At 67.8% G+C, this 12,196-nt stretch carries 11 protein-coding genes; 8 read left to right on the top strand and 3 right to left on the bottom strand.

Features of this window, described 5'->3' with window-relative positions; all coding sequences use genetic code 11:
- Window positions 1–187 precede the first annotated feature (187 nt).
- Entirely contained in the window at window positions 188–1,684 is a 1,497-nt protein-coding gene (locus ACTXG9_RS06770) for an aminotransferase class III-fold pyridoxal phosphate-dependent enzyme (protein ID WP_019661257.1), read from the top strand.
- A 183-nt stretch (window positions 1,685–1,867) separates the two neighbouring features.
- Window positions 1,868–2,461 carry an LOG family protein gene (locus ACTXG9_RS06765; RefSeq protein WP_019661256.1) on the top strand — a complete coding sequence of 198 codons (594 nt, stop codon included), beginning with the start codon at window positions 1,868–1,870 and terminating at the stop codon, window positions 2,459–2,461.
- Between the two features lie 20 nt (window positions 2,462–2,481).
- On the opposite strand, the gene ACTXG9_RS06760 is transcribed toward ACTXG9_RS06765, so the two are convergent.
- Window positions 2,482–5,325, bottom strand: coding sequence for an EAL domain-containing protein (locus ACTXG9_RS06760; protein WP_456115586.1), 2,844 nt, complete (start codon window positions 5,323–5,325; stop codon window positions 2,482–2,484).
- A 247-nt stretch (window positions 5,326–5,572) separates the two neighbouring features.
- Between ACTXG9_RS06760 and ACTXG9_RS06755 the strand changes: the two genes are divergently transcribed.
- The 5 genes from ACTXG9_RS06755 (at window position 5,573) to ACTXG9_RS06735 (ending at window position 9,756) form a co-directional block, all read left to right on the top strand.
- Entirely contained in the window at window positions 5,573–6,091 is a 519-nt protein-coding gene (locus tag ACTXG9_RS06755; RefSeq protein WP_229301621.1) for an RNA polymerase sigma factor, read from the top strand.
- Entirely contained in the window at window positions 6,088–7,092 is a 1,005-nt protein-coding gene (locus ACTXG9_RS06750; RefSeq protein ID WP_456115585.1) for a hypothetical protein, read from the top strand. The genes ACTXG9_RS06755 and ACTXG9_RS06750 overlap by 4 nt, the downstream gene beginning before the upstream one ends.
- A 40-nt stretch (window positions 7,093–7,132) precedes the next feature.
- On the top strand, window positions 7,133–7,726 hold the full coding sequence (locus ACTXG9_RS06745) for an IMPACT family protein (protein WP_053442855.1): 594 nt from the start codon (window positions 7,133–7,135) through the stop codon (window positions 7,724–7,726).
- The gene (locus ACTXG9_RS06740) at window positions 7,719–9,491 is read left to right on the top strand and encodes an ABC transporter transmembrane domain-containing protein (protein WP_456115584.1); all 1,773 of its coding nucleotides are present in this window, start codon (window positions 7,719–7,721) and stop codon (window positions 9,489–9,491) included. Before ACTXG9_RS06745 ends, ACTXG9_RS06740 begins: the two co-directional genes overlap by 8 nt.
- Window positions 9,492–9,561: 70 nt before the next feature.
- Entirely contained in the window at window positions 9,562–9,756 is a 195-nt protein-coding gene (locus ACTXG9_RS06735) for a hypothetical protein (RefSeq protein WP_019661251.1), read from the top strand.
- 230 nt (window positions 9,757–9,986) lie between these two features.
- Here ACTXG9_RS06735 and ACTXG9_RS06730 read toward each other — a convergent pair whose 3' ends face one another.
- Window positions 9,987–11,111, bottom strand: coding sequence for a prephenate dehydrogenase (locus tag ACTXG9_RS06730; RefSeq protein ID WP_111104002.1), 1,125 nt, complete (start codon window positions 11,109–11,111; stop codon window positions 9,987–9,989).
- A complete protein-coding gene (gene pdxY / locus ACTXG9_RS06725; RefSeq protein WP_019661249.1) occupies window positions 11,108–12,016 on the bottom strand; it encodes a pyridoxal kinase in 909 nt (302 codons plus the stop codon). Before pdxY ends, ACTXG9_RS06730 begins: the two co-directional genes overlap by 4 nt.
- On the opposite strand from pdxY, the gene ACTXG9_RS06720 reads away from it, so the two are divergent.
- The coding region (locus tag ACTXG9_RS06720) for a hypothetical protein (protein ID WP_457654780.1) at window positions 12,015–12,196 on the top strand (182 nt) is incomplete at its 3' end. The two genes, pdxY and ACTXG9_RS06720, sit on opposite strands and share 2 nt — an antisense overlap.

Genomic DNA, 12,196 nt, shown 5'->3' with positions numbered 1-12,196 from the left:
GCGCGCTTCGCGGCGAACGTCGCGCAAAATGCTGCTATGCAGCAGGTTTCTGCGGGGTTATCGCGCAAAAAAACAAGTGCTAGCATCGAGTTGGAAGTCCGCTGCACGAGCCTGCCCCCAAGCGCGCGTGATGACGCGCGTTTTGCATTTGAAGGCCCGTGCGACCCATCGTTTCAGGAGATCTGCAATGAGCTTCATCGAACGCCTCGCCCCCCTGCGCGCCCAGCCCGGCACCCGCCTCACCTCCGGCCTGGACGACGCCACGCTGACCGCCCTGTCCGCCAACCACCCGCAGCTGATCGCCGCGGTGGACGCCGCCGCCGAGGAATTCGCGCGCGTGCAGGCCGACCTGGGGCCGCTGCTGGCGCAGGACGAACAGGCGCAGATCGACGCGATGCAGGATGGTTTCGTCAACTTCTACGCCGATGACGCGGTGACCCCGTACGTGGCACTGGCTGCGCGCGGCCCGTGGGTGGTCACCCTGAAGGGCGCCGTGCTGTACGACGCTGGCGGCTACGGCATGCTCGGCTTCGGGCACACCCCGGACGCCGTGTTGGAGGCAATGGCCCGCCCGCAGGTGATGGCCAACATCATGACCCCCAGCCTGTCGCAGCAGCGCTTCATCACCGCCCTGCGCGCCGAGATCGGCCATCGCCGTGGCGGCTGCCCATTCGCCCGTTTCATGTGCCTGAATTCCGGCTCCGAAGCGGTCGGCCTGGCCGCGCGCATCGCCGACGTCAACGCCAAGCTGCAGACCGACCCGGGTGCGCGCCACGCTGGCGCTGCGATCAAGCGCGTGGTGGTCAAGGGCAGCTTCCATGGCCGTACCGACCGCCCTGCCCTGTATTCCGATTCCAGCCGCAAGAGCTACATGCAGCACCTGGCCAGCTACCGTGGCGAGGATTCGGTGATCACCGTGGCGCCGTACGATGAGGCCGGCCTGCGCAAGGTGTTCGAGGACGCCGCACGCAACCAGTGGTTCATCGAGGCGGTGTTCCTGGAGCCGGTGATGGGCGAAGGCGACCCGGGCCGCTCGGTGCCGCCGTCGTTCTATGCCGTGGCCCGCGAACTGACCCGTGCGCATGGCAGCCTGCTGCTGCTCGACTCGATCCAGGCCGGCCTGCGCGCGCATGGCGTGCTCTCGGTGGTCGATTACCCGGGCTTCGAAGGCCTGGACCCGCCGGACATGGAAACCTATTCGAAGGCGCTGAACGCCGCGCAGTACCCGCTGTCGGTGCTGGCGGTGACCGAGCATGCCGCGCAGCTGTACCGCAAGGGCATCTACGGCAACACCATGACCAGCAACCCGCGTGCGCTGGACGTGGCCTGCGCCACGCTGGCCCAGCTGACCCCACAGGTGCGCGCCAACATCGCCGAACGTGGCGCCGAAGCCGTACGCAAGCTGGAGCAGCTGAAGAACGAGCTGGGCGGCCTGATCACCAAGGTGCAGGGTACCGGCCTGCTGTTCTCCTGCGAGCTGGCGCCGCAGTTCAAGTGCTACGGCGCCAATTCCACCGAAGAATGGCTGCGCCAGCACGGCATCAACGTGATCCACGGTGGCGAGAACTCGCTGCGCTTCACCCCGCACTTCGGCATGGACAGCGAGGAGCTGGACCTGCTGGTGGGGATGGTCGGCCGTGCCCTGCGTGAAGGCCCGCGCCGCGAACAGGCCGCTGCCGCGTAAGCCTGCTTGGCGTTTGTAGAGTCGAGCCATGCTCGACTCGGCCTTTGCCGCGATCTGAACGAAGAGCAGCCGAGCATGGCTCGGCTCTACAGAAGGGCTCATAATCCAAGGACACCCCGTCCCCGACCGCCCTGCGGTTGGCGACGGGGCGTTTTCGTTTCCGGCCAAGAGACAGGAAGATCCATGAAATCGATCTGTGTGTACTGTGGTTCCAACGCTGGCAGCAAGCCGGCCTACACCGAACGCGCCATTGCCCTGGGCGACCGCATTGCCCGCGACGGCCTGCGCCTGGTGTATGGCGGCGGCAACGTCGGCCTGATGGGAACCGTGGCCAATGCCGTGCTCGCCGCTGGCGGCGAGGTGACCGGCGTGATCCCGCGCCAGCTGGCCGACTGGGAAGTGGCCCACCGCGGCCTGACCGAACTGGAGATCGTCGGTTCGATGCATGAGCGCAAGTCGCGCATGTTCGATCTTGCTGACGGCTTCGTCGCCCTGCCCGGCGGCTTCGGCACCATGGAAGAGATCTTTGAAATGCTGACCTGGCGCCAGCTGGGCATCGGCAACAAGCCGTGCGCCTTCCTCGATGTGGAAGGTTTCTACGCCCCGCTGATCGGCATGATCGATCGCATGGTGGAAGAGCGCTTCCTGCACCCGGACCAGCGCCAGGACCTGTGGTACGGCTCGGACATCGAAGCGATGCTGGAGTGGATGCAGAACTACCAGCCGGCCCAGGCCTCGAAGTGGATCGACGAGAAGCGTCGCGCTGCCCTGCGTTGATGCAGCCGCACGCGGTGGGCTCAGGCCGCCGCGTGCGACCACGGGGCGGGCCGCCCCAACAGGTAGCCCTGGCCGTAGTCGCAACCCAGTTCGCGCAGGGTCTGCCGCTGCGCCTCGGTCTCGATTCCTTCGCCGATGGTTTCGATGCCGAGCGTGCGCGCCAGCGACAGCACGCCCTCGACCAGCGCGCGCGTGCTCTGCACTTCCGGCCCATGCAGGCCAGCGATGAAACTCTGGTCGATCTTCAGCGTACTGATCGGGAAACGGTGCAGGTAGGACAGCGCGGAGAAGCCGGTACCGAAATCGTCCAGCTGCACCTGGATGCCGCGCTCGCGCAGCCCCTGCAGGATGCGCAGCGTGTGCGGGCCATCGTCCAGCAGCGCCACCTCGGTGATCTCCAGGCGCAGCCGGCGCGGATCGGCACCGCAGCTGTCGAGCAGGCCGAACAGGCGGTCACTGAATTCGGCGGAGCGGAAATGCCGGGGTGAGACGTTCACCGAGACGTAGCCGTCGCCCCCCTGCGCCAACCCTGCGATGACCTGCTCGTAGATCAGCCAGTCGACCTGCTCGATCAGGCCGCTTTCCTCGCCCAGCTCCAGGAACGCGCCGGGCAGCAGCAGGCCACGGCGCTCATGCTGCCAGCGCAGCAGCGCCTCGTGGCCGACCACTTCACCGTCGGACAAGCGCACGATCGGCTGGTAGAACGGTACGAAATCGCGGTTGTTGATCGCACGGCGCAGGTCGGCTTCCAGGTCCAGGCTGCGCATGGCTTCTTCGCGCATGTCCTCGTCGAAAATCGCACAGCGGTCATGGCCCTGCGCCTTGGCCCGGTACATGGCCGCATCCGCATCGCGCAGCAGCTCTTCTCCGGTGCGGTAGCGCGGATTCCAGAGGGCAATGCCCAGGCTGCCGGACGGAAACAGTTCGCGCCCGGCGATCCACATCGATTCCTGCAACGCCAGCAGCAGCCGCTGGCCGAAATCCAGTGCCTGGGCCAGACCTTGCGGGCATTGCAGCAGCACCGCGAATTCATCACCGCCCAGCCGTGCCACCACGTCGTCGGCGCCGGCCATCGATACGATGCGCTTGGCCACTTCCTCCAGCATGCGGTCGCCGGCGGCATGCCCGATGCTGTCGTTGACCAGCTTGAAGCGATCCAGATCGAGGAACAGTACGGCGAACACCGGGCCACCCTCACGCCTGGCCAGCACCAGCGCATCCTGCAGTCGATCCAGCAGGTGCAGGCGATTGGGCAGGCCGGTCAGCGCATCGTGCATGGCCTGATGGGTGAGCCGCTGCTCGGCCCGCAGCCGCTCGCCGATCTGCCCGAGCAGCTTTTCGTTGACCTCGGCCAGCTCGCGGGTACGTTCTTCCACGCGCTTTTCCAGTTCGGCATGCGCCGAACGCAGCCGCTGCTGGTCGCGTTGACGGGCCAGGCCGGTACCGATGTTCTGCGCGACGAAGGTCAGCAGGCGCTGGTCGTGAACGCTGAACGTGCTGTTCTCGCTGTAGCTCTGCACCACGATCGCGCCGACCACTTCGTCGTCGCGCAGCAGCGGCACGCCCAGCCAGCAGTGCGAACGTGCACCGGATTCACGCACCTCGCCACTGGCCAGCAGCGCATCGATCTGCGCGCGCGAGGCCAGCAGCGGGCGCCGGTTGCGCACCACGTATTCGGTCAGGCCCCGGCTGAAGGGCCGTGGCGCGCGGCTGGCATTGTGCTCGTCCACCGAATACACGAAATCCAGGCCGTTGCCGGCCGGGTTGACCAGGGCGATGTAGAAATTGCGCGCGTCGAGCAGGCGCCCGACCACGCCGTGCACCTGCCCGTAGAACTGAGCCAGGCTGTCGGCCGACATCGCCATTTCGGCGATGTTGTACAGGGCGGTCTGCAGCTGTTCGGCACGACGACGCTCGGCTACCTCGTCCTGCAGGCTGTGGTTGGCCCGCTGCAGTTCCTGGGTGCGCCGCGCCACCTGCTGTTCCAACCGGACCTGCGCCTGGCGCCGATCCATCGCGGTCTGCACGTGCTGGGCGACGAAGCCCAGCAGTGCGCGCTCGGCCTCGCCGTAGCGGGCGGCCTGTTCATAGCTCTGAACCACGATGGCCCCGCAGACGCGGCCGTCGCGCAGCATCGGCACGCCCAGCCAGTCCAGGCTTTCGGGACCGCGCTGCGGGTCATGCTCCTGTTCCATCACCTGCGCCAGCAGTTTGCGCGAAGGGCCACTGAGCGGCTTGCCATGGCGCAGCAGCGCCACGGTCAGGCTGCGCGACATCTCGCTGGCGTCATGGCTCTGCGTGGGATCGGCGACGAAGTCATCGACCTGATCGGCAAAGTACAGGAACCGGATCTGGTCGCGCACATCGTCGTATTCCACGATGTAGCAGTTCTCGGCATACATCAGCGTGCCGAGCACGCCATGCACGTGGCGCAGCATCTCGGGCATTTCCAGATCGGCACCGGCCAGATCGGCAATCTGGAACAGGGCCTGCTGCAGCCGCTCGGCCTCTTCCAGTGCCTTGATCTGGCCGGCTTGGCGGCCGCGCTGCAGCGCCAGTTCCATCGCCTGCCGGGCAACCCCCCACCATGCAGGCGAAGGCGCCGCCCCGGCTACCGACAACAGCAACCGCGCACCGTCGTATTCCCAGCCATGCTGACCCTCGCCGATTCCCGGCTCCGCGGCCACCTGGCCGGCAACTGCTGGCGACGGCCAGCCGCCCTGGCCACGACCGAGCTGCGGGTCGTCCCAGCCAACGCGAACCACGGCCGTTTCCGGCAAAAGCGCATGCAACGCCCGCACCAGCGCCGTGCTCAGCACGGCCTCGTGTGGTGACTCTTCCGCCGGTTCAGCATGCGTGGACAAATGACAATCTCTTGGCGCCGTCTGTGCGTCGCCTCCCCTGAGCCGCCGAGCATAGCGCGCCACCCGGGGGGCAATGGAAGCCCGTAAACCCCGAATCGTGCACCCGTACGTTTTTCCTGCTGTCCGTAGCCCCATCCGAGCCATGACCCTCGCCCTGCCCGCCCCCGCCACCGGCTATGCGCCATCGCCCGCAGGCCTTACCCTGTACGCCGTGGAAGCCAGCGCACTGCCAACCGATGAAGCCTTGATGCTGGCCTGGGCCGGTGGCGACCTGCGCGCCTTCGAAAGCCTGTATGCGCGCCACCGCAAGCGCCTGTTCGGCTTCCTGCTGCGGCAACTGCGCGACAACGCGCTGGCCGAGGAGATCTTCCAGGACGTCTGGCAGCGGGTGATCAGCGCCCGCGCCGGCTGGCAGCCCGAGGCCGCGTTCAGCACCTGGCTGTTCCGCATCGCCCACAACCGCCTGAATGACCATTGGCGTGCCGCCCGTCATCGCCCCGCCGCGCCGGCCGACGCCGACCTGCGCCTGGCCGCGATCGAGGATGGGCAGACCCCGGAAGGCGAGCTATCCGAATTCGAACAACGTCGCCGCATCCAGCTGGCGATGGAACAACTGCCGCCGGAGCAGCGCGAAGTGCTGCAGCTGCGGCTGGATCAGGAACTGAGCCTGGAGGAGATCGGCCAGATCACCGGCGTAGGCCGGGAAACCGTGAAATCGCGGCTGCGCTATGCGATGGACAAGCTGCGTGCGGGATTGAACGCATGAACCGAGACGAACCACTGACGCCGGAAGAACGCGAGCTGTCCCGGCTGCTCGGCCGTCGCGCCGAGCAGGCACCGCCGGCCGCACTGGACGCCGCCATCCTGGCCGCGGCCCGCGCTGCCGTGGACACTCCGCCTGCCGATGCAGTGGCCTCTCCGGAGGCGCCGCGCACGCAGCGCACACGCCCGCGTTGGCCGGCCGTGTTCGGCATCGCCGCCTCGATGGTGTTCGCCATCGGCATCGCCTGGCAGCTGCGTCCGGAACCGCCGCCGATTCCGGCCGGTGAGGCGGCCGTGGCTGCGGCACCGGCTGCGGCAGAAGACAGCGCGGCTGCCGAACAGGCCGCTGGCAACCGCGCAGCCGACAGCGCGTTGGTGGCAGCGGATCCTGCTACTGCGCCCGCAGCACCCGAGGCGGCCCCCGTTGCCGCCGCCCCGGCACCGGCCATCGCGCGGGCGTCCAAGCCCGTTCCGGCCGAACCCGATGAAGCGTCTGCCCAGGCAGCACGATCGATGGCTGCGGATGCGGCCGCCGATGTCTCCTTTGCGGCCCTCCCGCCCGCACCGGCAGCGGCGCCGCCTGCGCCACCTGCGCCACCGGCACCGGCCGCCTACCCGGCACCCGCACCGGCACCGGCCCTCGCGCCGGCAGCGTCCGGGGCACTGAAAGCACGCGCGGCCAGCGCACCGGCCGCCAATGCAGCCGAGGTCGAGCGGGCGCAGGCGCTGGATCGGGTGGAGATCACCTCGATGAAGCGTGAGGCTCCCAGCCGTTCCGCACCGGGCATCATGCGTCGCGGCAGCGATGCGCGCCTGAGCGCGGATGCCGTGCAGGCCGAAGTGGACGCCGACGCACGACTGCCGCGCCGGCAGTGGCTGCAGAAAATCCGCACACGACGCGACGACGGCCAGCGCGATCTGGCCCGTGCCAGCCTGGAGCGCTACATGCAGCAGTACCCGGAAGCGCGCCTGCCGCGCGACCTGCGGCCGCTGCTGGACGATTGAAGCGGACGGGAACACCCGGCAACCCCGTAGAATGACGGGAATGCTGAATACCCTCGCCCAGCCGGTCAGCCACACGCTGGAAGTCAAACACAGCCGTTTCATCACCCAGGCCGCGCCCATCGACGGCGCCGCAGCGGCCATGGCGTTCCTGCAGCAGGTCGCGGTGACCGATGCCACCCACAACTGCTGGGCCTACCGGCACGGCCAGGACTATCGTTCCAGCGACGATGGCGAGCCGGCCGGCACGGCTGGACGTCCGATCCTTGCGGCGATTGACGGGCAGGGCTTCGACCGGGTGATGGTGGTGGTGACGCGCTGGTTCGGCGGTATCAAGCTCGGCGCCGGTGGCCTGGTACGCGCCTACGGTGGCGCCGCCGCCGAGTGCCTGCGCACCGCCCCGCGCCTGCCGCTGGTGGCGCTGGCCCGGTTGCAGCTGCTGGCTGGCTTTGAGGACCTCGGCACCCTGCACGCCACCCTGCCCGCCTTCAGCGCGGAAAAACGCGATGAACAGTTCGATGCCAACGGTGTGTGCCTGCGGATCGAACTGCCTGCCGATCAGGTCGACGCATTGAAAATCCGCCTGCGCGACGCCACCCGTGACCGTATCCGCATAGAAGACGACCAGGATGACTGACAAGGACGACGCCCCCGCTTCGACACCGCCGCTGCGGCGCCTCGGCAGCCTGCGCACGCTGTGGCCATTCGTGCGCCGCCACAGCGGGCTGTTCACCGCCTGGCTGCTGGCCCTGGCGGTGTCTTCGGCCGCCACGCTGAGCCTGCCTCCGGCGGTGAAGCAGATGATCGATCATGGTTTCAGCAGCGGCGGCCAGATCAACCGTGCGTTCGCCCTGCTGATGCTGGTGGCGGTAGTGATGGCGTTGGGCACGGCCGCGCGCTTCTACTTCGTGTCGCTGCTTGGCGAGAAAGTCGTGGCCGACCTGCGCAGCCAGCTGTATGCCCACCTGATCCAGCTGGGCGCCGGCTTCCACGACCGCAGCCGCAGCGGAGAGCTGGTTTCGCGCCTGACCGCAGACACCGAACTGCTGCGCAGCGTGGTCGGCTCGACCATGTCGGTGGCTCTGCGCAGCACGGTCACGGTCATCGGCAGCCTGGCGATGCTGTTTGTGACCAGTCCCCGGCTGGCGGCGTGGTCGCTGCTTGGCATCCCACTGGCGGTGCTGCCGATCATCATCGGCGCACGCAAGCTGCGCACCGTCGCACGCAACAGCCAGGACCGCATCGCCGACGCCAACAGCCTGGCCAGTGAGACACTGGGAGCGGTGCGCACGGTACAGGCACATGCGCGCGAACCCTATGAACGCGGACGCTTTGACAAGGCACTCGGTGATGCCATCGTTGCCGCTCGGCGCCGCATCGGCGCGCAGTCGCTGGTCACCGCCAGCGCCATCCTGCTCGTGTTCGGCGCCATCGTCGGCGTGTTGTGGCTGGGCGCGCACGACGTCATCGACGGCCGCCTCAGCGCCGGCACGCTGGGTCAGTTCGTGCTGTATGCATTGATCGGCGGCGGTTCGGTGGGCGCGCTGGCCGAAGTATGGAATGAGCTGCAGCGCGCGGCCGGCGGCATGGGCCGCATCGGCGAGCTGCTGCAGGAAGACATCGAGATCCGCGCGCCGGCCCAGCCGCACGCGTTGCCGCAACCGCTGCGTGGCGAGATACGATTCGACGACGTGGTGTTCCACTACCCGCAGCGACCAGACCAGGCCGCACTGGACCACTTCAACCTGCATGTGCGCCCCGGCGAGACCGTAGCGCTGGTGGGTCCGTCAGGGGCGGGCAAGAGCACGGTGCTTTCGATGCTGCTGCGCTTCCATGACCCAGCCAGCGGCCACATTGACGTGGACGGCATCGACGTGCGCCAGGTCGACCCGGCCGAGCTGCGCGCGCAGCTGGCGCTGGTGCCGCAGCAGCCGACGCTGTTCGCGGCCAGTGCACGCGACAACATCCGCTATGGCCGCCTGCAGGCCAGCGATGCGGAAGTCGAGGATGCCGCGCGTGCCGCCGAGGCCGATGCTTTCCTGCGCGCGTTGCCGCAGGGCTATGACAGCGAGCTGGGTGAGCGCGGTGCCCGCCTTTCCGGTGGCCAGCAGCAGCGTGTGGCGATTGCCCGCGCGCTGCTGAAGGATGCGCCGATCCTGCTGCTGGATGAAGCCACCAGCGCGCTGGATGCACAGAGCGAACACAGCGTGCAGCAGGCATTGGAACGGTTGATGGCGGGTCGCACCACGCTGGTCATCGCCCACCGCCTGGCCACCGTGCTCAAGGCCGACCGCATCGTGGTGATGGACCAGGGCCGCATCGTCGCCGAGGGCACGCATGCACAGCTGCTGGCCGAAGACGGACTGTACGCTGAACTGGCACGCCTGCAGTTCATCGATTGATGACATCCGGCTAACATCGGCGCGGCCAAGCTGGCCGCGCAACAGCAGCATCCGCTGAAGGAGGTGCACGATGTCGTTCCGTCAGTTCCCCGCCGTCGACAGCAACGGCGAAAGCCACATCATCATCGAGTTCAAGCCCGAAGCGAGTGGCAGCGGGCACCACTCCGAAGCTACGCCACGCTATGAGCTGGATGACGGGCGCCAGCTGGTGCGCAATGGCCGCGAATTCACAACAAGCGGCGGTGAGCTGAGGCTGACGATCTGAGGCTCGCCAGGCATGCCCGGCGCTACCGGATTTCATTCCGCCCCGCTCTGGTGGGTGTCGACCTTGGTCGACATGCTTTTTGCCAAAGGCGGTCGAGCATGGCTCGACGCTACAAAAAAGCATGGTCAATTTTTCACCAGGCATCTTGACAGCCTTGGCTGCCAAGGGCTGCGCGCGGTTATCCACACCTTTGCTCAGAAACCATCCACACCGCCTGTGGATGAATGTGCTCAGCCCAGCACCCGTCCGATGCCGCTGGCGTCCACCTCGGCCGCTGCCCGACGGATTGCCGTCGGATCACTGCCGGCCACGAATCCGATACGGAAATGCACCTCGCCCCCGGGCGTGCGTGAGGAATGGATCGAGGCCAAGCTGATGCGGTGCTGCTCGAACACGTTCAACAGTTCACGCAGCGAGCCCGGCCGGTCCTCCGGCAAATGCACCGACAGCGCGTTGCGCTCGGTCAGGTCCGCCAACAGGTAACCCACGCGTTCGAACGTGTAGTTGCCGTCAGCCAGTTCCTGCTCGCCGAAGGCATTGCGATTGGCCAACAACAGCTGCTCACGGAATGCACTGCGTGCAGTGTCGTCGCCCTGCCCGACCTGGGCCTGCAGGGCCTGCAGCTGGCCGACCAAGCGCTCCAGCATCGGCGCCACGTACGGGTTGCCGAACTGGATGTCCTCGTAGATCGCGGGGTTCAGCGACAGGATGCGCGAGATGATCGCCGTATCCAGTTCGAACGATGCCGACCGGTACGGCATCATCGCGGCCAGGTCGCCCAGCTGCGGCTGGTACTGGCGCAGCACGCCGGCCTGGGCCAGGTGGGTGGCATGCACCATCGCCTGCACCAGCGCCATCATCTGGTCGTGATGCTGCGGCGTGGCGCGCACGCACTCAGCCTGCAACGCCGTGCACAGCGTATCAACCCACGGTTGCCAGTGCCGCAGCCGCGCTTCGCAGACCACCATCACCCGGCCCTTCAGGGTCGGCGCCTTGGGCGGCGCGGTCATCGGGTGCAGGCCGACCACTTCGGCTTGAGAGGCCAACATCGCCTGCACCGGCGCTTCTTTTACCGAGGTCACGTCCAGCCACAGCCGGTCCTGCTCGCGGCCGGCCGACTGCTGCACGTACGCGGCAATCAGAGCCGGCGTATGCCGGATCGGTGCCGAGAACACCAACACGTCAGCCTGCGCCAGCAGCTGTTCCGGCGTATGCGAGTCCGGATCGGCCGGATCGTGGCCGATCACCTGCAGCTGCATGTGCTGCTGGAAGAAGCGGGTCAGCCAGCGCCCGTAGGCGCCGGCACTGCCGATGATGCCGACCGTGCGCGGCGTGCGTGGGTCCAGGCCGCTCATGCCACGCGTTCGGCGCGGAAGCGCGTTCCTTCGGCCAGCGCCGCCGGCGCTGCAGCAATCACGTCGAACTCTTCGAAGCCGTTGTCGAGGGTCGCCTCCAGCGCCGCATGGGTGCCGGCAATCGCGCGCGAGATCGCTTGCTGCATCGATTCGCCGCGCAGCAGGAACGACACCACCAGCGACATCAGCACATCACCGGTGCCTGCCACGTCCACTGGCAGCAACGGCGAGGTCCAGCGCCAGGTTTCCTCGCGGCCAACGGCCAGGGTTACCAGTTCACCCGGGGTGCCGCCCACGCTGTGCGCGATCACCCAATGCGGGCCGCGATCCAGCAGCGTGCGCGCGGCGGCGATGGCATCGGCCTCGGCCAGCGCTGGCATGCCGGTCAGGCGATTGAGTTCAAAGGCGTTCGGGGTCACCAGCCAGGCATGGGGCAGCAGGCGCTCGGCGAAGATCGCTTCCAGGCCCGGTTCCACGTACGGGCCGGTGTGGGTGTCACCGATCACCGGGTCCAGGCAATAACGCAGTTGCGGGCAGCCCGGCAGGATCGCGTCCAGCCAGTCGGCGAAAGCGGCACCGTTGGCGGTGCTGCCGAAGTAGCCGGACACCAGCATCTTCGCGCGTTGCGGCAGGCCGCGCTCGTGGCTGCCGAGCAGCAGGTCGGCGAACCAGTCGGCCGGCAGCACGCGGCCACGCGTGGTGTCGTAGAACGGCGCGTTGCTGAGCAGCACCGTCGGAATGCTTGCCACACGCACGCCCAGCGCGCGCATCGGCGGGATTGCCGCGCTGTTGCCGGCATGACCGTAGACGAGTTGCGACTGGACCGAGATGACATCGATCGGCGACGGACCGTCGGGCCGCTGGCGGCGGCCGTGGACCAGGTGGTTATCAAGGGATTCGCTCATGGCCGCATTCTACGCCCAAGGGGGTTTTCGGCAGGGCTTGCAGCCCTGCACCTGCCGAAGGCGAAGCCGAAGCAAGATCAAGAGCCGCATTCCGTGGGATGGCGGGGCGGTGTGGGTGGTCAGGACACGCCGTAAACCCATCCATGGGGGCTCGATGGCATCCACCGATTCGGCGGCCCA

It is taken from the genome of Stenotrophomonas maltophilia group sp. LNF247 (assembly GCF_054083135.1).
This window is presented reverse-complemented; position numbering and strand designations above follow the sequence as displayed.